This is a genomic window from Vreelandella sp. L-25 (assembly GCF_056857535.1).
On record NZ_JBSXNH010000036.1, the window covers coordinates 1 to 23,921 of the forward strand.

The following is a 23,921-nucleotide window of genomic DNA, read 5'->3' on the forward strand; positions in this document are numbered from 1 at the left end:
CGTCGTCCGCAACGGCTACCTGCCGGAGCGCACCGTGCAAACCGGTATCGGCGACGTCGAGATCAAGGTGCCCCGCGTCCGTGACCGCAGTGGCGACGGGGTGACCTTCAGCAGCGCGCTGTTGCCGCCCTACCTGAAGCGGGCCCGCAGCATCGAGGAGCTGATCCCCTGGCTCTACCTGAAGGGAGTCTCTACCGGCGACTACCAGGAGGCCCTGTCGGCCCTGCTGGGTGACCAGGCCAAGGGACTCTCGGCCAACACCGTGTCGCGTCTCAAGAAGCAGTGGGACACCTCACTGGCATTCAGTAAATCTATTACTGACGAACTGCGCATTCTGGAATCATTTGGGTTGCTAGCAGAGCTATACGCCAATCAGCACGGGCCAGAATATCGAAATGGCGCAAAACCGAATGCCACCCGCATTGTTGAAGACATGCTCAACGCCATACCGGATGACGTTACCAACATGGGGGAACGCAAGCTAAAGAGTCATGTTGGAGACGCCATAAAGGCGTGGGAGAGAAAGAAACGTCGGTAATTTGCAATCTGCATTTTGCACCTGCACCAACTTCGTTAGATTAAAGATCACCATTAGCAGCGTACCCCAGCAACAACGAGACGCTGCAATGACTGACAAAACCCAAGCCCCTACCGCCCTGCTAGATAGCGCCCTTGAACGCTATCGTGCAGGCTTTGACCCCGCCTTAATCGAGCTGCCCGAACGCGCCGTATTCCCGCACTTGATACCCGCGCAGCCTGCCACCGCCCGCAAAAGCCGTATCACTGGCCTACTGCTTGGCCGCCCAGCGCCTAAGTTTGTGCGCCGTGGTCGTAGTATCCGTTATCGCCTGGCTGATGTGTTGGAATGGTTACGCGACGGTGACGCCGTGAGCAGCATCGCCGAGGAAAATGTAAAACGTCGAGAGGTAGCTTAATGTTGACCATTGCTACTGCCCGCCGCTATGCTTCACGAGCTGGCGCAAAATCGTCAGCCTGGTTTGGCGACCGGATCAAAACTTGGCGCACTAGCGCCCACCGCGAAACAGGCGCTTTTTTTGCGTCCACTGTTCGCGTTTATGGTGGCTGTGCGTGGGAGACTGCAAAGTCTGCCGGGTTCCAAGTTTCCCGGTTCGCCAACCTGCGTACAGCCACCCCCATTAACTGTTTGGCGACAGTCGGGGATGGCTCCACAAAACTTGGAGACCTACCCATGGCATCACTAAGCCTGCCCAATCTCATTACCCGCAACCTTTCCAGCCGTGCCGCTGCCCACCGCGCTATGGCGAAAGCCGCCTTGTTTGCTGATAGCAGCACACGCACCCGCCTAAAGCGCTACAACCACCACATTGATAAAGCCCAACAGCTAGAAGCCCGCCTTGCTGACACTGCCACGCGCAGCGCTGGAGGTGTGGCATGAACAACCACGCCCGCACCCTAAACCTACCTACCCGCGACTTCACCGTTTACGCCTTCGCAGATGATACGCCCTACACCGTGCGCGCTGACTGCGACTTAGCCGCGTTAGAGCAAGCCCCCGTGCCGTGTTACATCGTGGTGGAGTACCCCAACCCGAAGCCCGGCCAACGCTTTTTGGCCATGACAGGCGTGGATGACGTGTTTGAAATCCCAGGCGGCCACTGGTCGGACGATGCCGCTAATGCCGTCGCTGCGCTCAAGAAGCACCGCGCCGACATTAAGGACTGGCAAGGCAAACGCCGGGAGGCCATTCATGGATGCTAAGCGCTTACCCTTCACACCGCTGGAGCTGGCCGAAGCCAGCGCCGCGCACAGTGCCCCGCGTTCATTCCCGTACCGCTTGGGCTTGGCCACCCGGCTTGATGAGCGCGTGAGCCACTGCCAATACAAAGCAGCACCTTTCGAGCCGGGCACCGCTGAGCATGACGCCTACCAAGCAGGCCGCGAGCATGGGCACCGGATGACTGAATTATTGGATTCGCTACAGCCGGGAGGCTGAAGGGGGGAAGGTATGGCCGCTATCACGGCAAAAGAAACCCGGCGTGGTGAGCGCCGGGGGCATGGTATTAACCACAAGTCAGAGTGTCGCCAGTATACCAGCATTGAGCAGGCGCTAGGCGACGCCCTGGCCGCGTATGGCGTGACCGGGCTGGCGATCTATGCCGATGGTGCCGTTCACCGCTTTGACACCACCGACAAGGCGAAGGGCAACCGTAACGGCTGGTACGTCTGCCCTTCGCTGGAAGTGGCGGTGTATGGCTTCTGGCACACCGGGGAGCAACACACCGTTACCACTGGCGGCAAGGCTGACCCCGCCGCTGCTGCTGAGGCACGTCTAGCCGCACAGCGGGCACGGGAGCAGCGAGACGCAGAGCGCCGCGCTCAACAAGTAAAGACTGCCGAGCAGGCCCGTCGATGGTGGGCGACGGCTGGCGCTGCCGATCCGTCACACCCCTACCTAACCAAGAAGCGACTAGCACCGCACGGCCTACGTCAGCGTGACACCATGCTGCTGGTGCCGCTGTTCTATGATGGGGAGCTGGTCAACATTGAGCGCATTTACCCAGACGGTGCCAAGAAGGCGTTGTTTGGTGGCCGGGCTAAAGGCGTGGCCGGGCTAGTAGGCAAGCTGGTTGATGCTGACCGCGTACTGATAGCTGAGGGATGGGCAACCGCTGCCGCGCTTTATGAGGCCATAGGCGTGCCCGTGGTAGTCGCCCGCAACGCCGATAACCTGGAACCCGTGGCCCGCCGTTTGCGCCAGCGCCTACCGGATAACGTGGCGATCACCCTGGCCGCTGATGACGACCGTTTCACCGACGGCAACCCCGGCACAACAAAGGCCCGGCTGGCTGCACTCGCTATTGGGGCCAAGGTGCTGATGCCAACGTTCTGTGCTGACTGCCAGCGCTGCACCGACTTTGCCGACGTGGTCTTGTGCCGTAAGGAGCGTAGCTTATGAGTTGGCAGCCAGACGATAACCTGGACTTGTTTGGGGAAGTCAGCGACAAACACGACCCTGCCCAAAATGATATGTCCACCATGTCCATCATGTCCACCCGTGACAACCACGCGGCTTCCAGCGTGGACACCAAGCGGACACCACCCCCTAGCCCGTGTCCACAAGACGAGGCAGCCACCCTTGGGCGCGAGGTGGAACCGGACAACATAGACGCACTACCTACTGAGGTTAGCGAGCCGTTTCGTCCTGGCTTTGCCACCTACTTAACCCATACCCGCTACGGTGTGCCCGGCCTGTACTTTCACGGCCAGCGGCAACCCAAAGGCGACGGCGATCCAGAACCTTACGACGTATGGATATGCGGCCCCTTGGAGTGCAACGCGGCCACACACGATGAACGCAACGATAACCACGGGCTATTACTGCGCTTTAAGTCACCTTATGGCGGCTGGCGTGAATGGGCGATGCCATTGCACTTGCTCAAGGGTAGCGGTGAGGAAATGCGCGGCGAGCTGCTGAACATGGGGTTACGGATAAACCCCGACGCCTACAAGCTGCTGAACAAATACCTGGCGCAATGCCTGCCTGATGAGCGAGTGATAGCGGCAACCCGCGTTGGCTGGCACCAGCTAGAAGATGGACGTGTGTTTGTCATGCCCCGCCGCACCCTTGGCACTGGGGAGCTTGCTAGGCGCATTACCTTCCAGAGCGATTACGGCACTCGGGACGATTACGCCCAGGCTGGCACCTTGGCTAGCTGGCGCGAGCATATTGGTAGCCTATGTAGTAATAACCCGCTGCTTATCCTGGCGGTATCTACTGCACTGGCTGGCCCACTGCTGGATATGACACACCGCAAGTCAGCGGGCATTCACTTGGTGGGCGATAGCTCCAACGGCAAGACGACAGCGCTAGAAGTCGCCGCCAGCGTATGGGGTGGCCCTGAGTTCATACGTACTTGGCGCGCTACGGGTAACGGCTTAGAGGGGGTGGCCGCTGCGCTGAGCGATACCTGCTTAATACTGGATGAGATAGGCGAGGCCGATGGCCGCGAAATTGGCGCGACCATCTACGCCTTGGGCAATGGCACCGGGAAAGCGCGTGCTAGCCGCAACGGCACCGCACGACGCCCCCACCGCTGGCGTATTGCGATTTTATCCAGCGGGGAGCGCACACTGGCCGCCCACATGAGCGAAGCAGGCCAGCGCCCAAAGGCTGGTCAAGCCGTGCGCCTTCTGGATATACCCGCCAAACGTCAGCATGGCGCTTTTGATTGCTTGCATCACCTGGATGATGGGCGCGCCTTTTCTGACCACCTAAAAAGTGAAGTGACTCGCCATTACGGCCACATTGGCCCCGCTTTCATCGAACGACTGGTGGGAGAGTCACGCGACCTAGCCGCCGAAGTGGATAGGTTTGCCAAGCTGCCTGCTTTCGCCACCGATCACCCCTTACAGGGCCGTGCTGCTAAGGCATTGGTACTGATTGCATTGGCCGGGGAGCTGGCGACCGAGTACGAGTTAACGGGCTGGCGGGAAGGTGAAGCCTTGGAAGCCGCAGAAGTTGCTTTAAAGGGCTGGCGCACCTTTCAAGGCGGTGTGCAAACCGAGCATGAGCAAATCCTGGTCAGCGTTCGAGCTTTCATTGAGCGCCACGGAGACAGCCGCTTTAGCGACGTAGACGGCGACCCCAGGCAAACCCACACCGTACATAACCGAGCTGGTTATTGGCGTGACCATCCAGAGGGCCGCGTTTATCTGCTAACTAACGAAGCAATGAAAGAAGCGTTACGCGGCTTCGATACTCGCCGTGGGCTGGATGCGCTGGACTCGGCAGGCTGGATAGCAGAGCGCGAAGGTAACGCCCGTTCTGTGCGTGTGCAGATTAACGGCAAGCGTTCACGGCTGTACGCCGTGCGACCGGATGAAGGGGGCGAGCATGAGTCTTGAAAACCTGTATCAGCGTTACGTAGGCAATTCGGCCACGGCCAAATGGACACCGGACACCATGCCATGTCCACCCCGTGTCCACGCTGTAACCCGCATGGTTGAGCCAAGTGGACATGATGGACACCGTGGACACCACCAAACAGGCAAGCAGGCAATGAAGGCCGAACTCGCTACCCCGGCAGAGATTGCCGCCATTATTGGTGGCCTGAAAGCGGCGGGCCGTTCGCTTGGACTGGTGGAAGCGCTGGCGCGTGAGGCCATGGCACAACTATCACAGGAAGCCGCCGCCGAGTTGGCCGTGGTACTGGATGACGTGTTTGAAGTCGCACCGGATGACGCTACCGCCCGCGCCCATTGCCGCCGCCTGCTGAGCGATCCGCAAGCGCTGGCAGCCGTCAAAGCGGTATGGCCTAGTTTGCCGCCACCCTTGGCCGCTATCCCTCAGGCAACCGCCACCGCCCCCGTCGTCGATCATGCCCCGCAATGGCTGCGCTTGATTCGTCAGCACTGCGCTTTGGTACCAGAAGATGAACGGCTGCTGAACCGCTGCCTTGGGATGCAGCCACCACGGGATGCCCTGCAAGCCGCACAGCGCTACGTCACCACTTGGCAGCAATCAGCCGATGCAGAGCCACGGGAAGCCGCCCGCGACAATGCAGGCAGACGCGCCGCTAACAACGAACTACGGGGAGGTAGCCGCCATGCTGGATGAAGCCACTACCGAAGCACGCCGCCTTGCGGCCAGCCTGCGCAGTATCGACACCGACTTAGCAGAGAGCGCCAACGCGGTATGGCTGGCACTGGAACCAACACCCGATCAAGCGACGCTAATGGGCTGCGCGGCCACACTGGAAGCCATCGAGCAGCGCTTACCACCGGGCACACTGGCCGCCCTGGTGCGTGTACGCCTTACCCGCCTGCAAGGGCTGGTGAACGCTTTACTTGATGACGACCTGCCCCCACCCGCCGCGTAAGGAGCCAATACCATGACCATCACACGCGAATCACTGACCCAAGCCGCTACCCATGGGCAACCGCTGGATCACTTAACCGCCGGGCAGGTATGGGCCGCGCATAAGCTGGCAATCCCACCTGAGCGCCTGCAACGACCACTGGCCAGCCATATCGGTATCCTGCTGGAGAACGTCGAGCGCAAGGCCCGCCGTCACTTCTTTGGAGGCGTCGAGCGTAGCGATACAGATACGATGATTGCCCGCGCCTATGATGAACAGCATCCGCCGTTCCTGCGACTGCCGATCCTGGAGGTGTTACGACAAGGGATGGACGAACACTTCCCCGACCTGAAGCCCGCCGGGTACGACGATCAAGGCCAAGCCGTCTATGCCCTGGCCGATATTGCTCAAGCGCTGGACGTGCCAGAGGATGAATTGCTCGACCATGCAGAACAGCAGGGGATGCTCGACCAGATAAAGCAGACGCCCGCGCCGCACCGGGTACACTGACCACATCATTAACCGCGCCCTGGCCTTTGCTGGGGCGTTTTGTTTCGTGCCCAGACCCTAATGTAACCCTAAGGTGGTTCGCGCCTTAGGTTCGCATTGTTCATGCGAAATTGGTTCGAAGGTCTGGTTCGAATGCCCGGCCTCGAATCTGTCAAAACCTGTCATTGGTGCGCACGTCTGGTGCGCAATAAAAGTGCGCATTCCGGAGGCAAAAAGTACGCACAAGTGGTACGCAATCACCGTGCGTACTTCACGCAATCCGCGCACTTTTCGCGCAATAGTTTCACGCAATCTGGATGCGCGAAACCACCGGGGGATACCGTCGATGAACAGCCAAGACGAACTTCGCAAACGCTACCGCGCCTGGTGTCGTGCCAATGAACGCGGCGACCAGCAACCCTTACCGGATGAGTGCCACAACCTACGCTGTGGTGCCAAGACACGATCCGGGACGCCCTGCAAACGTCGCGACCTTTATGCTTCTGGCCGCTGTAAGCTCCACGGCGGTCTATCGACTGGGCCAAAGTCTGGGCCGAGAGCCAAGCGACCAGAGCCGCCAGCGGCTAAACCTGAGCCGTATGATCCTGCAAATAATTCTGAAGTGTTGGCGATCCTGCGCCGCCAAGGGATACGCTGCTGAGTTAAACCCCATGAGAGGGTGATAAAAGTTGACATCTAAGCCCTGGCAACCGCTGGGGCTTTTTGCTGATGGCAAGGTTGAGGCGAGGGTAAACGCCGCAAGGTACTTTGGGAGCAGCGGCATCCAGATTCGGAAGAAAATCAGGCGGGACAACTTGTCCCACCTGAAATTGGCTATAAGAAGCCGCCCAAACAAGAGAAAGCCTTCGCTGCCGACACCGCCGAGCGCACGCGGGAGAGAAGGTTTTTCCAACATCGGTTACGCTCAAGCGCGTGTGGTTTCCAATTAGGTTTCCAGCATAAGTTTCCATTTTGGCATTCACCAAAAACGCAACGGTAAAGGCAACAAAACGCAACACTTATGGAGAGGCGCAACGGCTTGTCAAACTGCCCCTAAAAACGCGGAAATTCCAGACGGTTGTCACCTATATGTCACCTAGAACGTTAGGCAACAAAAAACGGCCACCGCGTGATTCGCTAAGTGACCGTTTTATATGTCTTTTTTGGTCGGAGTGACAGGATTCGAACCTGCGACCTTTGCAACCCCATTGCAACGCGCTACCAAGCTGCGCCACACTCCGATGTCTGTTTGGCATTTGCCTCAAGACGGTGCGTATACTAGCGTTTTATACGCCAAATGAAAAGCACTTTTTGCGCTTTCTTTTCAATCGCTTGCCACTAAGCGTGGTCGGCTGCTTTTAATAAGGACGCCATGGCGTCGTAAACCTTAGGGGTAGTTACTAGCAACTGCTCCGGATAGAGGTCTTCCGGTACACCGTCAGGCACCTCGCTTAAATGCCCCACCCGCGCGCCTGCTTCACGAGCAATGACCCAACCCGCCACAAAATCCCAGGGCGATACGCTTTCGTAGTAAGCATCTAAACGGCCGCAGGCCACATCACACAAATCCAGCGCCGCTGAACCATTACGCCGGACATCCTGACAGCCTGTGAGTACTGCTTCTAAGCGTGGCAGAAGTTTTTTACGCTGCTCTTTTTGATAGGGAAAGCCGGTACCTACCAGCGTGCTTTCAAGGGTCTCAGCGCCGCTCGGCTGAATCGGCTGCTGATTGCAGAATGCGCCTAGGCCCTCTGCTGCACTAAAGGTTTCACCTAAAAACGGCGCATGTATCACGCCTACTTTACCTACCCCCTGCTCCATCCAGCCGATTGATACCGCCACATGGCGCAGGCCCTGGGCAAAATTAACGGTGCCATCAATCGGATCCACAACCCAGAGCTGCTCGGCGGGGGTATGCAGCGCATGCTCCGGGCTTAGCTCCTCGCTTAACCTTGCTTCCTCTGGGAAGTACTCCTCCAGGCGCTGGCTAATGAGCGTGTCGACGGCAACGTCCACATCAGTAACTAGCTCGACCCCTCCTTTCAGCCGCTGGCTAAACCCTTGCTGCTCTCGGGCATTACGAATCATCTGCCCAGCCTCTTCGGCAATCTCTATGGCCAGTGCCAGCCGCGCTTCCTGGGTATAAACCGCCATATTCGCTCCTCAGTGGGGTGTTTGTTGTTTCTCAGCATAAGCGTTGGTCCATGGCATTACCATAACGCCCCAACACATGGGAACGGCTTAGCGCAAAGCATCCACCAACACATCGACCACCACACGGGTGGCGGCTTCAATTAACACCACATCAGCGCCAACACGCTCCCACTCGTATCCTGGGTAACGGGGCAGCTCATGGGCAATGGGGCCGTCAAAGCGCTTGGCAATGCCGGGTGGCAAAGGTTTACCCCGCTCTAAATTGCGCTGGATGCCAGGAGGCAGTGGTTCCGCACGGGGGGCATCGTGACGGCGCAGCAAGCGCAACAGTTCGCGCTCGTTAATGCGCGGCAAATCCACATAACCCTTGCTAAGGGAACGGCGCGAATCGCTTTCGTAGCGACCCTCACCACCTCGGTAGCGCTCTGGCTGGGAAGCGTTATCCCGAGCGCCGTGGGCTGGCGCATGGGCGGGCTGGGCCAACGCGGCACTGCTTAGTATAAGCGCGGTAGCGCCGATCAAGAGTTGATGTAGTAAACGGCTCATAAAAAAAGCTCCACTGTGGTCAGGGAGCTTTAGTGTAGGTAACAAATAAGCAGGCAGTGTGGAAGGGGCTAGCTCGTTACTTTTACCCACGCACCATCCTGCTGTCTATCATATATTCCTGCACCACTATTATTAGCTTTGTATACATCGCTGAACCCTACGCACCACATAGTCACTGTGGCACAGCAACCGCTGCCAGTACGCCTAACACCGCTACCACCAGTTCAATCAGCGTAAAGCTGCGCTCACTTTTGGCCACGACTGGTCTCTCCCATCAAAAAAGGGGCCAGAAGGCCCCTTTAATTTTGCAAAATATTACTCTCTACAAGCAGTAGGTAAGTATGTTGCGTTTAGCCCTGTACACCGCCATCCGGAAATCTGTCCACCAGCGGAAGAAGACGCGTCACTCACGGCTGCCGGACTTCCATTAATCAGAGGTGTAAATACAATCGTTTCCCCCTCGTGGACCCCTGCATCAAACTCGACACTGTAGGCACCGTTTTGAGTGCCATTTAATGAAACTTCTCCAATATACTGGCCATCAAGAGCACCAGCAGAACCTTGGTTGAAGTTAGCGCTTCCGCCAGAAGAGGTGTAGCCGAGAAAAGAACCATTTTCAGCGTAATAAACAGCAATATCTGTTCTTATGCCTGCTGTTGCGGTAAACGCTTCTGCGGCTTGAGCACGTCCCACATAGTTCTGATACTGCGGCACGGCGATGGATGCCAATACGCCGATGATCGCGACGACGATCATCAGCTCAATCAGCGTGAAACCGCCCTGCTTGAGGTTGCGAAACGCGTTTTTTGCAGTTGCTTGCATCTAAAAATCTCCAAGGAGATTTTGCTTGGCAGGTATTGCCAAGCAAAATTAATGTACATTAGTTACATTATCTTACGCACAGTGTTTTTTCAACTACATTTGGCCCACTACTTCGTTCATTTGTACGAACGCGTGCGCTTAGAAAAGCGTGGTGCCGCCAGTACCCTTAGTATGGTACAAGTATGCGCATTCTGACCACTTTGCTACCACAGGTCGTGCATGTCTAAACCCTCTTTTGAATCGACACTTAGCCACGCGGCAGCTCACGGCGGCCTGCGCGGCATTGCCCAGCGGTTGGTTAAACACGGCGTGTTAAGCGATGCACAAGCGGCCACCGCACAGTCGACGGCCTCTGATCTCGAAATTTCGCTGCTTCAACACGTTATTGAAAGCGGGCTGGCCGACCCTGTTGCAGCTACCGTAGCAGCGGGATGGGAGTATGGTCTTCCGGTTATCGACCTTGAGGCGCTGCGCCTTACTACGCTGCCACCCGCCGCCGATTACCCCGTTAAAGTATTGCAAAACCTTAATGTGCTGCCCCTGGCCCGTCATGGCCACCGCCTAACCGTCGCGGTGCCTTATCCAGCAACGCTTACCCAGCTAGATGAGCTCCAGTTTGCCACAGGATTAAGCATAGAAGGTGTGCTTGCTCCGGTGGATCAAATCACCGTTGCACTTAACAACTATCTCGCCCAGAACGAACGCGGCATGTTGGATGAGCTGGATGGCATTGACGACGCGGTGAGTTCGTTAAACATTGTACAAAACAGTGACGGCAACGAAGTTCCTCTTGAGGAAGCGTCGCAGAGTAGCGAAGATGCGCCCATCGTTAAGTTTGTTAATAAGATTTTATTAGACGCCATTCGCCAAAGGGCCTCTGATATTCATTTCGAGCCTTATGAAACGCTCTACCGCGTCCGTTTTCGCGTTGATGGCTTGCTGATTGAAGTTGCTAGACCGCCCTTTGCCATGCGCCACCGTATTGCGGCTCGCCTTAAAATTATGGCTCGGCTGGATATTTCGGAGCGCCGCCTACCCCAGGATGGCGCGATAAAACTCAAGCTCTCGCGAACGCGTTCTCTCGATTTTCGGGTTAACTCGCTACCTACGGTATACGGTGAAAAGCTGGTGCTGCGGATTTTAGACCCTACGGCGGCTCAGCTAGGCATTGAGAAGTTAGGTTTCACCGATGAGCAGCGCGCTCTGTATGAACATACGCTTAAACAGCCCCAAGGCATGATTTTGGTGACGGGGCCGACCGGCAGCGGTAAAACCGTTTCGCTTTATACGGGGATTAATATCCTTAATAAAGTAGAGCGCAATATTTGTACGGCTGAAGACCCCGTAGAAATCAAAGTAGATGGCATTAACCAGGTAAACATTCTACCCAAGATCGGCCTCGACTTTGCCAGCGCCCTGCGCGCCTTCCTTCGCCAGGACCCGGACGTTGTGATGGTGGGAGAAATACGCGACCTGGAAACAGCGGACATTGCGGTAAAAGCTGCCCAAACCGGCCACTTGGTGCTCTCTACGGTGCATACTAACTCGGCAGCCGAAACACTCACACGATTAGCCAATATGGGCGTTTCGTCCTTCAACATTGCAAGTGCCGTTAGTTTAATTATTGCACAGCGCTTAGCGCGTAAACTTTGCCATCATTGCAAAGAGCCCATTGAAATACCGCGTAAGGCGCTTCAAAAAGAGGGGCTAAACAACGAGGAAATTAACCAAGCCACCCTATATAAAGCCGTGGGTTGCAAACACTGCACCCAAGGTTACAAAGGGCGGATTGGTATCTATGAAGTTGTTCCCATTACAGAATCGATGCGTCAGCTCATCATGCGCGATGCTAATTCGCTAGAAATTGACCAGCAGGCCCGCAGGGAGGGCTATCCCAGTCTCCATCGCAGCGGCCTATTAAAAGTCATGCAAGGTATCACCAGCCTTGAAGAGATTAACCGCGTAAGTAAGGAGTAAGGCATGGCTAAACGTGCTCGTAGGCGCCAAACTCCCGCCATCAAGTTATCGCGCTGGAAGTGGATAGGCAAAGGCCCCCAAAACAGAACGTTAAGCGGCGAAATGATTGGCCGCAGCAAAGCGGAAGTCACCGCCGAACTCGCCAAACAAAATATTGATATTCGGCGTATCACTAAAAAAGGCGGCATTGGCGGCAACGGCCGCATCAACCCTAACGACATCATGGTGTTTGCGCGTCAAATGGCCACTATGATTCGAGCAGGCATCCCACTTTTACAAGCGCTCCAAGTAGTCGCTGAAAGCCTAAAAAAACCCGCCATGGTGGCCCTGATACAGCAAATGATGAGCGATGTGTCTTCTGGCTCTAGCTTCTCGGATGCGCTTCGCCAACACCCAAAACATTTTGACCGCCTGTTTGTTAACTTGGTAGATGCTGGTGAACAAGCAGGCGCCCTAGATCAAATGCTGGATCGCGTTGCAACCTATAAAGAGAAAGTAGAATCCCTGAAAGCACGTGTTAAAAAGGCACTGTGGTATCCCACTGCGGTCATGGCGATTGGTATTGCGGTTACCATGCTGCTTCTGGTGAAAGTGGTACCTGAATTTGAAAGTATGTTTCAAAGCTTCGGGGCGGAACTACCTGCGCTTACGCAAATGACGGTAAATCTATCGAAGCTTGCCCAACAGTACTGGCTAACAGCATTTGGCGCGCTGGTAGCGGCCATATTCTTGCTTAAACAAGGCATCCAGCGTTCACCAAATATCGCTTACCGCATGCATGCATTACTACTTCGATTACCGATTATCGGCGACATCATGCACAAATCTGCGGTTGCGCGTTTTTCTCGCACATTGGCCACCACATTTTCTTCCGGTGTCCCACTGGTAGAAGGGTTAGACACAGCCGCCGGAGCAACCGGCAATAAGGTTTACGAACACGCCGTGGTGCAAACTCGCCAAGACGTGGCGACGGGGCAGCAATTACATTTTGCGATGCGCATGACAAATCGTTTTCCAGCCCTGGCGGTTCAAATGGTCAGTATCGGTGAGGAGGCAGGCTCTTTAGATGCCATGCTGAATCGAGTGGCAGATTATTACGAAGAGGAAGTTGATAATAAAGTGGATGCACTCACATCGTTAATGGAACCCGTTATTATCGTTGTGTTGGGCTTATTAGTCGGCGGTGTTGTCGTGTCCATGTACTTGCCAATTTTCAATTTAGGCTCTGCGTTATAGCCGTTTTCTACATGCGCTGCCCACGGTGGCCTCTCCTATTTTCAGGCAGTTAAAAAGGACATTTATGTATCTCCCTTCACCGCTCGAGTGGGCGCCTGCTCTTCTACTCGGGCTTTGTTTTGGCAGCTTTTTAAATGTGGTGATTACTCGCCTACCGGTCATGCTGATGAGGCGCTGGCGCAATGAAGCCCTAGCTTCGCTGGAGTTTCCGGCAGAAACAGCGCCCCGCTTTAATCTCGCAACCCCTGGTTCGATGTGCCCGCGCTGCGAGCATCCGATTGCGTGGCATGATAACTTACCGCTGCTTGGCTGGTTAAAACGGCGCGGTAAGTGCGCAAACTGCCAATCTCCCATTAGTGCACAGTACCCACTGGTTGAACTGATGGGCGGGCTATTAGCAGTGGCCGTTGTGGCGCTTTATGGCATAACAGCAAGCGCCCTGTTTATTTATGCGGCCTGCTTAACACTTTTGGCGCTGGCGGTTATCGATTTTCGTACGTATTTGCTGCCGGATATGTTAACCCTGCCCTTGCTCTGGGCGGGCTTGCTCTATCAGCTGCTCTTTCAGCCCATTATGTTGCCCAGCGCGGTAATCGGCGCCATGGCTGGCTACTTAATCCTCTGGAGCTTTTACTGGCTGTTTAAGCTATTAACGGGCAAAGAGGGTATGGGGTTTGGCGATTTTAAGCTGCTAGCGGCGTTAGGCGCCTGGGTCGGTTGGCCCATGCTGCCATTACTGTTGATCGTATCGGCAGGCATTGGTGCCCTTGTGGGCTTGGCGGCGCAAGCCAGCTCCCCTCATTTGCGCGGCCAGCCGCTGCCTTTTGGCCCTTTTCTAGCCCTGGCGGGTTGGGTTTGCTTATTAGCGGGCGATGAGCTGATGGCGCTCTATACGTCACTGCTATATTAGCATTGGTCATTTCGTCCATCTTACTGTGGCCAGCTATTATCTATGCCCATGACGATAGCAGCGCCACTATTTAGGGAACAGCCATGATTGTTGGGTTAACAGGCGGTATCGGTTCCGGTAAGTCTACCGTTGCTCGGGCGTTTGGTTCGCTGGGAATCGGCTGGGTAGACGCCGACGATGTGGCCAGGGAAGTCGTCATGCCTGGCGAACCAGCGCTAGCGGCTATCAGAGAACACTTCGGAAATGATGTACTACACGCTGACGGCACGTTAAACCGTGCAGCTTTGCGCAGCATTGTGTTTGACAACCCTACCGAGCGCAAATGGCTGGAGTCGGTGACCCATCCTCGCGTGCGCGAACGCATTCTCGTACATCTAGAGCGCTTACAGCGCCAATCACCTTATGTGCTGCTGGTATCGCCGTTGTTATTTGAGTCAGGCCAAGACAAGCTGGTGGATCGCACCGTTGTAGTCGATGTGCCCGTTGAGCTGCAGCTTTCGCGGACACGTGCGCGAGACGACGTGAGCGAGGCTCAAGTGCATGCTATTCTCGCCGCCCAGCTTCCCCGTGAAGAGCGCCTTACTAAGGCCAATGATGTTATTGATAACAGCGGAGACCATGCTTCGATGATGCAACAGGTAACGCAGCTTGATCAGCACTACCGAAATAAATACCTCTAGCTCAAGGAGAGTTCTATGCCAACACCCGCTAACGATGCACCGCTAGAGGTCGCTTGCCCTCAATGCAGCAAGCCAGTCGTCTGGAGCCCAGAGAGCGCCTACCGCCCTTTTTGCAGCAAACGATGCCAGCTGCTTGACCTAGGCGCTTGGGCGGAAGAGTCTCACCGCATTTCGGGCGAATCCGCGATGGATGAAGCCGATTTGGACGCGCTGCTTGCCCAAGCGGATAGAGACGCCCCGCTCTCTTAGCCCATGAGTGTTCTGCCATGAACGATAATGCCCTGCCCGTTTACCACTTGCTGCATGAGCTGGATGCCCGTTTCGATGACTTGATGGCAGCTATAGATCATGCAGCCACTTATTATGAGCAGCAGCAATCAGCCACATGGCACTTTCAGCCCTACCCTGGGGGTAGGTCTTGGCTACGCCAAGCCCTGCTCGATATGTGGCATCAGCAGGGCCAAGATGGGCGCGAGACGCGTAACTACATTGCGCTTATCGCAGCAGATGATGAATTACTTGAAAAATTTACGGCGGTTAACCGCGCTAAAGCACACATTAGCGACCTGCTTCAGCATATTAAACAGGCACAGCCAAATACACTCAGCCAAGCCAAACACCGCTTGCCTCAACGCCACCCAGACGTGGATAACGTGCTGCGTCAGGGTGGCTTGGCGCGCTTGCACCTTAAGCAGTGTTGGCGGCACCTTCCTATTGCCCCGGCACCGGTATCGCGCGTTCGCTTTGCTTGGTATAGCAGTGGCCGCTCAATAAAAAAAATTACCGTACAAGAAGCAGAGCAAAAACTCTTGCAGTTAGATACCGACTCGCCACATATCCGCATTCAGCTACGTAGACTAGCGGGAATACCAAGCAGCGAACCGCTAGCACAGGTACAAAACCAAGCCCCGCTCATGCGCGGCAACCTGTTTTTTACAGAACCACTAGAAGACGGCCATACCCGGCGCGCATTAAATATTGCCATGCCGCTTATTGTTCCCGCCCCTGAAAATCGCTTGCCACATATTAAAATGCCGCCCCTAGAGCCGCCCGCGCAGCGTACGCGGGCAAAGCGTCGGGATGAAAAGCTGGAGAGTGACGTATTTCTACCTAGCTTGCGGGTATATCGCTACCGTTAGTGCCCACTGCCACTTTGGGCGGGCATGCGATCCACCTCCCATAGTCCGTAGGCCAATAGCGTCTGTATCAGTTCGCTTACTCCACCCTCTGATAAATCATACTCCTTCAGCAAGGCCTTGAAGCGCTGGCTGAACAGCAGATCCTGTTCCTTCTGCCGCTCAGCCTGATCATCAGCCTCAAGCGCCGCTAAAGAGCGTACAGGGGGCCCTGTTGGAATATCAAAGTCACTATCAGGATCTTCCAACTGACGCAATGCTTGCGCAAAGGCGTCATCCAGCTCACGAAACTTACGCAGCTTTTCACGCTCATCCAGTTGTTTTTGAACCTTTTGATATTTCATCGATGTTTCATTTACACCTTACTTGGGATGGTCGATATGTCTGCAAAACAGACTTTATTTACAAAAAACTGTGCACAAACGCGTAAACTCTCATAGCAAACTTGCCTTTGCTTCAGCTTAGCAGCATAAAGACACTATCGTGATGAAGCCACTAATCGGTAATAATGATTATCCGGCTATCTATCGAACGTCAAACGCATCACGTTCCATCACGAGCCATGGATGGCCGCTCTGTAGATAACACTCAAACACTGGTGGCAACGATAAAAGTCATGGACCACCAGGTTACCAGCAACAACAAGCACCGGGAGGGTGCATCACAGGCAAGCTATCAACTGACCTGTATGACTCACGCATGGGAGGCCAGATAATGTTCAATGCAATGTCGCGAGCTGAGATCTGGCTACAGGACACGCTTGACCAATCGCTAAGTATAGAAGACCTTGCTAATCACTTGGGATATTCAGCGTCACAGATACGGCGGCAATTTCGTCACTGCTTCAACACCTCTCCTAGCGCTTATCGTGAGCAGAGGCGCTTAGAGCGAGCAGCGGTCTTGCTATCGCTTACCCCACAAAATATAGCGCATATTGCCATTCGCTGCGGGTATGCAAACCATTCATCGTTTTCGCGCGCATTTCAGCGGCGCTATCAGCTGACGCCTAGGCATTATCGCCAGTCTTTTAGCAGCGTGCGACACCTACAGTAGCGCTACCTGACCTGCTCGCAGACAAAGTTGACGCCCTTGAGGCAGGCGCTAAGGTACGCAAGTCAAGAACTGACATTGGTCTCTATTTAACCCACACAGCAAATACAGAAAATTTAGCCCTACCAGTTGCTTACCGGCGCATTGAAATTCCTGCACAACACTATGCAAAAACCTTCTTTGATGATTTTGATGAGCTATCAGATGCATTGACATCAACGCTACTGCAGCTGCTCAATCAACAACATCGCTTTCACATTAGTGGAGAATCCCCACGGATTTTATGGCATCCCGATCACTTAGAGCTGCGGGTGCCACTACTGAGAGAAGCAACGCACATTTATTGAACTGGTTGATGCTGAACTAGTGGCTGGCTAGTCCGCAGCGCCAAACCCTGCTGACTTCCCAGCCAGTCTTCTAGGTCGCTGCTTGAAACTAACCCTCTAAAAACAAAACCGGCATTTCTATTAGAAATGCCGGTTAAACTACTTAGTCTTCCATGCGCACGAACCAGGACTCGACAGCTTCATCACCATGCTCATCTTTCCAGCTACGCAGACCTTTATGGTTCCCACCACGGGTTTCGATCACTTCACCAGTATGCGGGTTCTTATAGATTTTTAAACGACGCTTACGGCGAGCAGAGGCGGCCGGCGCTGCTTTGGCACTGCGCTGATCAGTAGTCGGATCCAAAAGCGCAATTACATCTGCAGGACGCTTACCAAACTCGTTCATCAGTGCTTCAAGTTTAGCTTTAAACTCAAGCTCGCTTTTCAGGCGCTGGTCGCCTTCAAGACGCTGCAGCTCTTCTTGAAGCTGTTTAAGCTGCTGCTCTTTTTGAATGTAGTCGTTTAACAGTGACATAGGAAATCCTTTTAGCTTGGTTTTAACTGCGATGGCATTCAGCTGGGCAACTCAATACCGATTAGTTCAGGATGCGGACACATTATTGCCTTAAACTCTGTAATTGACAACAGTCTAGTTCATTTTGGTCCATTTACTAAACAATTTTACAATCCACAATAGCGCTTTAAAGCCTTTGCTTATTAACCCAATCATCCACTTACTTCTGACTAAGCCAACAAAGAAAAGTGTGTAAAATTTTTGCAAAAAAACGCCGCCCTTTTGGGCGGCGTTTTAGTAGGAAAAACTAATAATTTAGTCTTGACCCATCTGCTGCTTGATCAGATCACCGATAGTGGTCGGGCCACCTGCTGCTTCCGGCTCTTGGTCACGCAGTTTCTTCAGGTTCTGACGAGTGTCGTCTTGCTCTTTCGCTTTCACCGACAGATTGATCTGACGGCTCTTACGATCGACGCTGACAATACGCGCTTCAACGCTGTCGCCTTCGTTCAGCACATTGCGTGCATCTTCAACGCGGTCTGCGCTAATTTCAGACGCTTTAAGAATGGCAATAACGTCAGTTGCCAGCTCAACGTGTGCTTCTTTAGCGTCAACTTCTACAACGCGACCGGTAACAATGCTGCCCTTGTCATTCACTGACAGGTACTCAGCAACCGGATCGGAATCCATTTGCTTGATACCCAGGGAGATGCGCTCACGCTCCGGGTCGATAGACAGAATAACGGCTTCTGCTTCGTCGCCTTTCTTGAAGTTGCGAACGGCTTCTTCGCCAGTCTCTGTCCAAGAGATGTCGGACAGGTGAACCAAACCGTCGATACCGCCTTCAAGGCCGATAAAGATACCGAAGTCAGTGATTGACTTGATGGTACCGGAAACACGGTCGCCCTTGTTGTATTCAGCGTTGAACGTTTCCCACGGATTAGCAGTGCACTGCTTGATACCCAGAGAAATGCGACGACGCTCTTCATCGATATCAAGAACCATCACGTCAACATCATCGCCCACTTGAACGACTTTAGACGGATGAATGTTCTTGTTGGTCCAGTCCATTTCAGACACGTGAACCAGACCTTCAACGCCTTCTTCCAGCTCAGCAAAGCAGCCGTAGTCCGTCAGATTAGTGACGACCGCGTGCACTTTGGTGCCTTCCGGGTAACGCTCTTTGATGTTGACCCACGGATCTTCGCCCAGCTGCTTCAGACCCAGTGAAACGCGGTTGCGCTCACGGTCGAACTTCAGCACTTTGACGTTGATTTCGTCGCCAACGGCAACGATTTCAGACGGATGCTTGATACGCTTCCAAGCCATGTCGGTGATGTGCAGCAGGCCATCAACGCCGCCCAGATCTACGAAAGCACCGTAGTCGGTCAGGTTCTTAACGATACCCTTGATTTGCTGACCTTCTTGCAGAGTGGCCAGCAGCGCTTCACGCTCGGCACTGTTTTCTGCTTCCAGCACGGCACGACGCGATACAACGACGTTGTTGCGCTTCGGATCAAGCTTGATGACTTTAAAGTCCAGCTCTTTGTTTTCCAGATGTGCCGTGTCGCGAACCGGACGAACGTCAACCAGAGAGCCCGGCAAGAAGGCACGGATAGAGTCGACATCGACAGTGAAGCCGCCTTTGACTTTACCGTTGATCACGCCCTTGACGATTTCGTCTTTCTCGAAGGCTGCTTCCAGAATTTTCCAAGCTTCTGCGCGCTTGGCTTTTTCACGGGACAGACGCGTTTCACCGAAGCCATCTTCAACGGCTTCCAGTGCAACGTGAACGTCGTCACCGATAGCGATGGTCAGTTCACCATTCTCATCGCGGAATTGTGCCGCAGGGATCTGACCTTCGGATTTCAGACCAGCGTTAACGGTAACCCAGTCACCGTCAATGTCGACAACCTGGGCCGCGACGATAGCGCCTGGCTCCATGTTGATGTCGTTAAGAGACTGTTCAAACAGTTCAGCAAAGCTTTCGCTCATGGTTTTCCTACGTGATCAACGTTGTTGAGGCATAACTGCCTTCTCCGTACCACCAGCGAGTACGGGCCTAATGTCACTCTGCTTTTGGAGGCGTTAGCGCTGGTTAGACCTGACCGGGCTCACTGATATGGAGTTATCGCCCTGCCACGTCGTGACACCTTTCCAAAAACGCCGCAAGGGAGAATCAAATGCCGTTAGACATGCCGCGTTGGGCAAGCAGTTCGGTCAGCCGATCAACCACTTCCGGTATGCTCAGGCGCGTGGTATCAAGCGTAATGGCATCATCTGCCGGCTTGAGAGGAGCCACACTGCGTTGCGTATCGCGTGCATCGCGTGCCTGAATCTCCTTTAAAAGACTCGACAGACTAGCATCCACCCCTGCTTCCTGCAACTGTAGATGCCTTCTGCGAGCCCGTTCTTCGGCGCTGGCGGTGAGAAAAACCTTCAACGGCGCCTCGGGAAATACGACAGTTCCCATATCGCGGCCGTCTGCCACCAGTCCAGGTAATTGGCAAAAATCTCGCTGGCGCTGAAGTAGTGCTGCGCGCACACTAGGCAGTGCTGCGACCTGAGAAGCAAGTTCACCTGCTTGCTCGGTACGAATCACCTGCCCAACGTCTTCGCCCTCTAACAAGGTGCAAGGCTGACCATCTACCACAGGAAAGGCAACATCTAGCTTAGTGGCAATCGCTGCCAGTGCCGCCTCATCATCTAGGGCGACATGATGCTTGACGGCCGCCCGGGCCGTTAGACGATAAAGTGCCCCACTGTCTAATAGGTGCCAACCTAAACGCTCGGCCACAAGGCTGCTAATCGTGCCTTTGCCAGCACCGCCGGGGCCATCGATTGTCAGCACAGGTACCTTAGCGGTCATTAGCACCCTCCACGCTAACACTCATACCAATGCGCTGCGCCAGCGCAACAAAATCCGGGAACGAGGTAGCGACATTCGCACAGTCGTCAATAATGATTTCATCACCTGCGCGTAGCGACGCAATGGCAAACGCCATAGCAATACGGTGGTCGCCCAAGCTATCGATACGGCCGCCGCCATAGCTCGGCACGCTGTCGTTGCCGTTACCAATAATATCGATACCGTCTTCCACCACCGTATGCTCAACGCCAAGCACAGCAAGGCCATCGGCCATGGCCTGGATACGGTCGGACTCTTTCACCCGCAGCTCTTCCGCGCCGCGCAGGCGCGTCGTGCCATGAGCATTGGCCGCCGCGATGAATAGCGCCGGGAACTCATCTATAGCCAACGGCACTTGATCGACGGGAATATCAATACCTTTTAGGGGCGCGTAACGAATACGAATATCCGCCACTGGCTCTCCACCCACTTCACGTTCGTTTTCAAGCGTTAAGTCGGCGCCCATCAATTTCAAAATATTGATCACGCCAATGCGGGTTGGATTGATACCTACATGCTCTAACGTGATATCCGAGCCCGGCGTAATGGCAGCTGCGACAAGGAAGAACGTCGCTGACGAAATATCGGAGGGCACATCAATCGACCCAGCCGTTAATTGTCCGCCACCTTGTAGCCAACAGGTATCCCCTTCGCGTGAAACGGCGTATCCAAAGCCGTTAAGCATACGCTCGGTATGGTCACGGGTAGGAGCTGGCTCGCGCACACGGGTTTCACCTTCGGCATAGAGCCCAGCAAGCAGCAGGCATGACTTTACCTGCGCGCTGGCCATCGGCATGTCGTAGTAAATACCTTTCAGCGGCGCACCGCCGTGGATCTTTAACGGCGGACGGCCGCCTTCGGCGGTATCGATGGTAGCGCCCATCAGACGCAGCGGATCTGCCACACGCCCCATCGGCCGCTTAGAGAGCGACTCATCGCCGGTCAGCTCGCTATCGAAAGATTGGCCCGCCAGCAAACCGGCAAAGAGCCGCATAGCCGTACCGGAGTTGCCTACATAGAGCGGCCCTGCGGGCGCTTTCAAACCCTGCATGCCCACACCGTGGATAGTGACTCGCCCCTGGTGCGGCCCCTCAATGGCCACGCCCATCTCGCGAAAAGCTTGTAGAGTCGCTAGGCTATCCTCACCTTCCAAGAAGCCTTTTACTTCCGTCACACCTTCCGCCAGAGCACCCAGCATAATAGAGCGATGGGATATGGATTTATCGCCCGGCACGCGAAGACGGCCTTGCGCTTGGCCGCCTGGCTGCACGCGATAAGTCACTTTACCGTGTGGTTGCATATGATATTCCGCCTGATAACTGGTTTTATTCAATAACGTATCAAAATAGTGTCGCGCGTGGCTGGCACGATCAAACGTTGCAATTAGCGCATCGCTATCACCGCTTTCAACGGCGCAACGAAGACGCTTTAACCCTGCTTCAAAGTCGTCTAGTGACGACAGCACTGCTTCTCGGTTGGCGATAAAAATATCCCGCCACATGACCGGGTCGCTGCCTGCAATACGGGTAAAATCACGAAATCCGCCCGCAGCGTAACGAAAAATATCCAGCCGCTCATCCTGACGCGCCAGCGTATCCACTAGAGAGAACGCCAAAAGGTGCGGCAGGTGACTCGTGCGTGCCAGCACCTGATCGTGGCGCTCGACGCTCATTTGCAAGACTTCTGCACCACACGTCTGCCAGAGCTTTTCCACGCGTGCTAGTGCATCAGCATCGACGTTAGGTTCGGGCGTCAGAATCACTTTGTGATTAACATAAAGCGTCGGGTTGGCCGCTGCCACACCACTCTTTTCTGAGCCCGCGATAGGATGCCCTAAGACGATATTAGGTAATACGTAACCAAACACGCGTTCGGCACATTCACGAATGGTGGCTTTGGTACTACCCACATCGGTGATCACTACATCATCAGCCGCGTTAGGAAGCGCCTGGGCCAGTGCGGTCATCACGCTTTCCATTGCCAGTACGGGCACTGCCAGGACCACCATGGAAACATCATCCAGCAGCTCAGCTAGCTGCGTGCCGCCAGCGTTAACAAGCCCCAGCTCAATACCTAGAGCAATCTCGTCTTTATTAGGGTCGCAGGCAATAATTTCCCCGGAAAAACCAGAAGCGCGCAGCGCCGCTGCTAGCGAACCACCAATTAAGCCCAGCCCGACGATTAAAATTCGCGGTTCATGACACACTTCACGCCCAGCACCTTGTGCTAACACCGTCACAGCACGCCCTGAGGGTAAGAACCCAATACGCGCAACTCAGCAGCGCGCAGACGCACCTCTTCCAGCACAGCCGCTACACTCGGCTCATCACGGTGGCCTTTGAAATCAATGAAGAACACGTAATTCCATACGCCTGTGCGCGAAGGGCGCGTCTCGATGCGGGTTAAATCGATCTTGTGGCGATGGAATGGCTCCAACAGGTCGTGAAGCGCGCCTGGCTGGTTACGCATGGCTACCACAATGGAAGTTTTGTCTTCACCTGACATAGGCACATCTTGATTACCAATAATCAAAAAGCGCGTCGAGTTATCCGGACGGTCTTCGATTTTATCGGCAATGCGCTCTAAGCCGTAGAGCTTGGCAGCCATGTCGCCGGCAATCGCCGCGCTGTGCCATTCGGTTTTCACCAATTTAGCCGCTTCAGCGTTGGAGGAAACCGGCACACGCTCAGCATGTGGGTAATGCGCATCCAGCCATTTACGACACTGGCCAAACGACTGGGGGTGCGAGTAGATACGCGAGACTTTGTCTTTGCGCGTTGTTTCGCTAATTAAGAGATGGTGGTGAATGCGTAGTACTACCTCGCCACAAATCTTGATGGAAGAGTCCATAAAGGTATCGAGCGTGTGGTTCACCACCCCTTCAGTGGAGTTTTCCACCGGCACCACGCCATAGTTCACCGCGCCTGCTTCCACTTCGCGGAACACTTCATCGATAGCGGCCATAGGCAGGCTTACCGCACTTTCGCCAAAATGCTTGAGCGCCGCTTGCTGGGTAAAAGTGCCTTCCGGCCCTAGGTAGGCCACTTTTACCGGCTGCTCCAGCGCGAGGCAGGCCGACATAATCTCGCGGAACAGGCGGGCCATCTCTTCAGCGTCCAGCGGGCCTTTATTCAGCGCCATAATGCGCCGTAACACCTGCGCTTCGCGCTCTGGGCGGTAAAACACGGCATCTTGATCTTGGGCGAGCTTAACGTGCGCCACCTGCTGGGCGCAGCTGGCACGCTCACTGATCAAGCGCAGAATATCGCCATCCAACTGGTCGATACGTTGACGCAAGTCATCTAAATTGATCGGCGTATCGGACATGAT

General features: G+C 54.8%; 26 protein-coding genes, 1 tRNA gene and 1 pseudogene. 18 read left to right on the plus strand and 10 right to left on the minus strand.

Annotated features, from left to right (window positions below):
- The 11 genes and pseudogenes from AC13CN_RS02920 to AC13CN_RS02970 all read left to right on the plus strand — a co-directional run.
- A pseudogene (locus tag AC13CN_RS02920) lies at window positions 1–286 on the plus strand (transposase); the annotation flags it as partial.
- Between the two features lie 340 nt (window positions 287–626).
- Window positions 627–935, plus strand: coding sequence for a hypothetical protein (locus AC13CN_RS02925; protein WP_054641745.1), 309 nt, complete (start codon window positions 627–629; stop codon window positions 933–935).
- Between the two features lie 275 nt (window positions 936–1,210).
- On the plus strand, window positions 1,211–1,417 hold the full coding sequence (locus tag AC13CN_RS02930; RefSeq protein ID WP_074211608.1) for a hypothetical protein: 207 nt from the start codon (window positions 1,211–1,213) through the stop codon (window positions 1,415–1,417).
- Window positions 1,414–1,740: a hypothetical protein gene (locus tag AC13CN_RS02935; protein WP_074210615.1), complete on the plus strand. Its 327-nt coding sequence runs from the start codon at window positions 1,414–1,416 to the stop codon at window positions 1,738–1,740. The genes AC13CN_RS02930 and AC13CN_RS02935 overlap by 4 nt, the downstream gene beginning before the upstream one ends.
- On the plus strand, window positions 1,730–1,975 hold the full coding sequence (locus AC13CN_RS02940) for a hypothetical protein (RefSeq protein WP_074210616.1): 246 nt from the start codon (window positions 1,730–1,732) through the stop codon (window positions 1,973–1,975). Before AC13CN_RS02935 ends, AC13CN_RS02940 begins: the two co-directional genes overlap by 11 nt.
- Before the next feature lie 12 nt (window positions 1,976–1,987).
- Window positions 1,988–2,938, plus strand: a complete 951-nt coding sequence (locus tag AC13CN_RS02945; RefSeq protein WP_083602208.1) for a toprim domain-containing protein — start codon at window positions 1,988–1,990, stop codon at window positions 2,936–2,938.
- Window positions 2,935–4,887, plus strand: a complete 1,953-nt coding sequence (locus AC13CN_RS02950) for a DUF927 domain-containing protein (RefSeq protein ID WP_074210617.1) — start codon at window positions 2,935–2,937, stop codon at window positions 4,885–4,887. The genes AC13CN_RS02945 and AC13CN_RS02950 overlap by 4 nt, the downstream gene beginning before the upstream one ends.
- Window positions 4,877–5,599 carry a hypothetical protein gene (locus tag AC13CN_RS02955; protein ID WP_139296673.1) on the plus strand — a complete coding sequence of 241 codons (723 nt, stop codon included), beginning with the start codon at window positions 4,877–4,879 and terminating at the stop codon, window positions 5,597–5,599. The genes AC13CN_RS02950 and AC13CN_RS02955 overlap by 11 nt, the downstream gene beginning before the upstream one ends.
- Window positions 5,589–5,861: a hypothetical protein gene (locus tag AC13CN_RS02960; protein WP_074210619.1), complete on the plus strand. Its 273-nt coding sequence runs from the start codon at window positions 5,589–5,591 to the stop codon at window positions 5,859–5,861. Before AC13CN_RS02955 ends, AC13CN_RS02960 begins: the two co-directional genes overlap by 11 nt.
- A 12-nt stretch (window positions 5,862–5,873) precedes the next feature.
- Window positions 5,874–6,350, plus strand: a complete 477-nt coding sequence (locus AC13CN_RS02965) for a hypothetical protein (protein ID WP_074210620.1) — start codon at window positions 5,874–5,876, stop codon at window positions 6,348–6,350.
- 325 nt (window positions 6,351–6,675) lie between these two features.
- A complete protein-coding gene (locus AC13CN_RS02970) occupies window positions 6,676–6,990 on the plus strand; it encodes an HGGxSTG domain-containing protein (RefSeq protein ID WP_074210621.1) in 315 nt (104 codons plus the stop codon).
- A gap of 503 nt (window positions 6,991–7,493) precedes the next feature.
- On the opposite strand, the gene AC13CN_RS02975 is transcribed toward AC13CN_RS02970, so the two are convergent.
- The 4 genes from AC13CN_RS02975 to AC13CN_RS02990 all read right to left on the minus strand — a co-directional run bounded on the left by AC13CN_RS02975 (window position 7,494) and on the right by AC13CN_RS02990 (window position 9,851).
- Window positions 7,494–7,570, minus strand: a tRNA-Pro gene (locus AC13CN_RS02975).
- Between the two features lie 97 nt (window positions 7,571–7,667).
- Complete coding sequence (locus AC13CN_RS02980; protein WP_253557016.1) at window positions 7,668–8,483, minus strand: inositol monophosphatase family protein; 816 nt, start codon at window positions 8,481–8,483, stop codon at window positions 7,668–7,670.
- 87 nt (window positions 8,484–8,570) lie between these two features.
- Window positions 8,571–9,029, minus strand: coding sequence for an anti-virulence regulator CigR family protein (locus AC13CN_RS02985; RefSeq protein ID WP_044627957.1), 459 nt, complete (start codon window positions 9,027–9,029; stop codon window positions 8,571–8,573).
- A 315-nt stretch (window positions 9,030–9,344) separates the two neighbouring features.
- Window positions 9,345–9,851 (minus strand): pilin, encoded by a 507-nt coding sequence (locus tag AC13CN_RS02990; protein WP_074210622.1) that lies wholly within the window; start codon window positions 9,849–9,851, stop codon window positions 9,345–9,347.
- 219 nt (window positions 9,852–10,070) lie between these two features.
- Here AC13CN_RS02990 and pilB point away from each other — a divergent pair, with 219 nt between their 5' ends.
- From pilB to AC13CN_RS03020, 6 genes are all read left to right on the plus strand, one after another.
- Window positions 10,071–11,828 carry a type IV-A pilus assembly ATPase PilB gene (pilB, locus tag AC13CN_RS02995; protein WP_483052986.1) on the plus strand — a complete coding sequence of 586 codons (1,758 nt, stop codon included), beginning with the start codon at window positions 10,071–10,073 and terminating at the stop codon, window positions 11,826–11,828.
- 3 nt (window positions 11,829–11,831) lie between these two features.
- Window positions 11,832–13,064: a type II secretion system F family protein gene (locus tag AC13CN_RS03000; protein ID WP_074210624.1), complete on the plus strand. Its 1,233-nt coding sequence runs from the start codon at window positions 11,832–11,834 to the stop codon at window positions 13,062–13,064.
- 64 nt (window positions 13,065–13,128) lie between these two features.
- Window positions 13,129–13,974: a prepilin peptidase gene (locus AC13CN_RS03005; RefSeq protein ID WP_074210625.1), complete on the plus strand. Its 846-nt coding sequence runs from the start codon at window positions 13,129–13,131 to the stop codon at window positions 13,972–13,974.
- 83 nt (window positions 13,975–14,057) lie between these two features.
- The gene (coaE, locus tag AC13CN_RS03010) at window positions 14,058–14,654 is read left to right on the plus strand and encodes a dephospho-CoA kinase (protein ID WP_062374429.1); all 597 of its coding nucleotides are present in this window, start codon (window positions 14,058–14,060) and stop codon (window positions 14,652–14,654) included.
- A 15-nt stretch (window positions 14,655–14,669) separates the two neighbouring features.
- Window positions 14,670–14,903, plus strand: coding sequence for a DNA gyrase inhibitor YacG (gene yacG / locus AC13CN_RS03015; protein ID WP_044627963.1), 234 nt, complete (start codon window positions 14,670–14,672; stop codon window positions 14,901–14,903).
- 17 nt (window positions 14,904–14,920) lie between these two features.
- Window positions 14,921–15,793, plus strand: coding sequence for a DNA replication terminus site-binding protein (locus AC13CN_RS03020; protein ID WP_044627964.1), 873 nt, complete (start codon window positions 14,921–14,923; stop codon window positions 15,791–15,793).
- Here the strand turns inward: AC13CN_RS03020 and AC13CN_RS03025 are convergent.
- Entirely contained in the window at window positions 15,790–16,134 is a 345-nt protein-coding gene (locus tag AC13CN_RS03025) for a hypothetical protein (protein WP_062360729.1), read from the minus strand. The genes AC13CN_RS03020 and AC13CN_RS03025 overlap by 4 nt on opposite strands.
- A gap of 382 nt (window positions 16,135–16,516) precedes the next feature.
- On the opposite strand from AC13CN_RS03025, the gene AC13CN_RS03030 reads away from it, so the two are divergent.
- Window positions 16,517–16,843, plus strand: coding sequence for a helix-turn-helix domain-containing protein (locus AC13CN_RS03030; RefSeq protein WP_228168613.1), 327 nt, complete (start codon window positions 16,517–16,519; stop codon window positions 16,841–16,843).
- Window positions 16,844–17,329: 486 nt separating this feature from the next.
- Here AC13CN_RS03030 and AC13CN_RS03035 read toward each other — a convergent pair whose 3' ends face one another.
- The 5 genes from AC13CN_RS03035 to pheA form a co-directional block, all read right to left on the minus strand.
- Window positions 17,330–17,704, minus strand: coding sequence for a histone-like nucleoid-structuring protein, MvaT/MvaU family (locus AC13CN_RS03035; protein WP_054641181.1), 375 nt, complete (start codon window positions 17,702–17,704; stop codon window positions 17,330–17,332).
- Window positions 17,705–17,998: 294 nt separating this feature from the next.
- Window positions 17,999–19,678 (minus strand): 30S ribosomal protein S1, encoded by a 1,680-nt coding sequence (rpsA, locus tag AC13CN_RS03040; protein WP_044627967.1) that lies wholly within the window; start codon window positions 19,676–19,678, stop codon window positions 17,999–18,001.
- Between the two features lie 184 nt (window positions 19,679–19,862).
- A complete protein-coding gene (gene cmk, locus AC13CN_RS03045) occupies window positions 19,863–20,552 on the minus strand; it encodes a (d)CMP kinase (protein WP_044627968.1) in 690 nt (229 codons plus the stop codon).
- Entirely contained in the window at window positions 20,542–22,797 is a 2,256-nt protein-coding gene (locus AC13CN_RS03050; protein WP_062374483.1) for a bifunctional prephenate dehydrogenase/3-phosphoshikimate 1-carboxyvinyltransferase, read from the minus strand. The genes cmk and AC13CN_RS03050 overlap by 11 nt, the downstream gene beginning before the upstream one ends.
- Before the next feature lie 29 nt (window positions 22,798–22,826).
- Window positions 22,827–23,918, minus strand: a complete 1,092-nt coding sequence (gene pheA / locus AC13CN_RS03055) for a prephenate dehydratase (RefSeq protein ID WP_044627969.1) — start codon at window positions 23,916–23,918, stop codon at window positions 22,827–22,829.
- Window positions 23,919–23,921: the final 3 nt, after the last annotated feature.

Bases quoted from the DNA above. Each gene is read 5' to 3' on its own strand.
- AC13CN_RS02925 (WP_054641745.1), top strand. From the start codon at position 627: ATGACTGACAAAACCCAAGCCCCTACCGCCCTGCTAGATAGCGCCCTT.
- AC13CN_RS02985 (WP_044627957.1), bottom strand. From the start codon at position 9,029: ATGAGCCGTTTACTACATCAACTCTTGATCGGCGCTACCGCGCTTATA.
- AC13CN_RS02930 (WP_074211608.1), top strand. From the start codon at position 1,211: ATGGCATCACTAAGCCTGCCCAATCTCATTACCCGCAACCTTTCCAGC.
- pilB (WP_483052986.1), top strand. From the start codon at position 10,071: ATGTCTAAACCCTCTTTTGAATCGACACTTAGCCACGCGGCAGCTCAC.
- AC13CN_RS03030 (WP_228168613.1), top strand. From the start codon at position 16,517: ATGTCGCGAGCTGAGATCTGGCTACAGGACACGCTTGACCAATCGCTA.
- AC13CN_RS02980 (WP_253557016.1), bottom strand. From the start codon at position 8,483: ATGGCGGTTTATACCCAGGAAGCGCGGCTGGCACTGGCCATAGAGATT.
- AC13CN_RS03020 (WP_044627964.1), top strand. From the start codon at position 14,921: ATGAACGATAATGCCCTGCCCGTTTACCACTTGCTGCATGAGCTGGAT.
- AC13CN_RS03005 (WP_074210625.1), top strand. From the start codon at position 13,129: ATGTATCTCCCTTCACCGCTCGAGTGGGCGCCTGCTCTTCTACTCGGG.
- AC13CN_RS02990 (WP_074210622.1), bottom strand. From the start codon at position 9,851: ATGCAAGCAACTGCAAAAAACGCGTTTCGCAACCTCAAGCAGGGCGGT.
- AC13CN_RS02940 (WP_074210616.1), top strand. From the start codon at position 1,730: ATGGATGCTAAGCGCTTACCCTTCACACCGCTGGAGCTGGCCGAAGCC.
- AC13CN_RS03025 (WP_062360729.1), bottom strand. From the start codon at position 16,134: ATGAAATATCAAAAGGTTCAAAAACAACTGGATGAGCGTGAAAAGCTG.
- pheA (WP_044627969.1), bottom strand. From the start codon at position 23,918: ATGTCCGATACGCCGATCAATTTAGATGACTTGCGTCAACGTATCGAC.
- AC13CN_RS02955 (WP_139296673.1), top strand. From the start codon at position 4,877: ATGAGTCTTGAAAACCTGTATCAGCGTTACGTAGGCAATTCGGCCACG.
- AC13CN_RS03000 (WP_074210624.1), top strand. From the start codon at position 11,832: ATGGCTAAACGTGCTCGTAGGCGCCAAACTCCCGCCATCAAGTTATCG.
- AC13CN_RS02970 (WP_074210621.1), top strand. From the start codon at position 6,676: ATGAACAGCCAAGACGAACTTCGCAAACGCTACCGCGCCTGGTGTCGT.
- AC13CN_RS02935 (WP_074210615.1), top strand. From the start codon at position 1,414: ATGAACAACCACGCCCGCACCCTAAACCTACCTACCCGCGACTTCACC.
- AC13CN_RS02950 (WP_074210617.1), top strand. From the start codon at position 2,935: ATGAGTTGGCAGCCAGACGATAACCTGGACTTGTTTGGGGAAGTCAGC.
- AC13CN_RS02965 (WP_074210620.1), top strand. From the start codon at position 5,874: ATGACCATCACACGCGAATCACTGACCCAAGCCGCTACCCATGGGCAA.
- cmk (WP_044627968.1), bottom strand. From the start codon at position 20,552: ATGACCGCTAAGGTACCTGTGCTGACAATCGATGGCCCCGGCGGTGCT.
- yacG (WP_044627963.1), top strand. From the start codon at position 14,670: ATGCCAACACCCGCTAACGATGCACCGCTAGAGGTCGCTTGCCCTCAA.
- AC13CN_RS02960 (WP_074210619.1), top strand. From the start codon at position 5,589: ATGCTGGATGAAGCCACTACCGAAGCACGCCGCCTTGCGGCCAGCCTG.
- AC13CN_RS02945 (WP_083602208.1), top strand. From the start codon at position 1,988: ATGGCCGCTATCACGGCAAAAGAAACCCGGCGTGGTGAGCGCCGGGGG.
- coaE (WP_062374429.1), top strand. From the start codon at position 14,058: ATGATTGTTGGGTTAACAGGCGGTATCGGTTCCGGTAAGTCTACCGTT.
- AC13CN_RS03035 (WP_054641181.1), bottom strand. From the start codon at position 17,704: ATGTCACTGTTAAACGACTACATTCAAAAAGAGCAGCAGCTTAAACAG.
- rpsA (WP_044627967.1), bottom strand. From the start codon at position 19,678: ATGAGCGAAAGCTTTGCTGAACTGTTTGAACAGTCTCTTAACGACATC.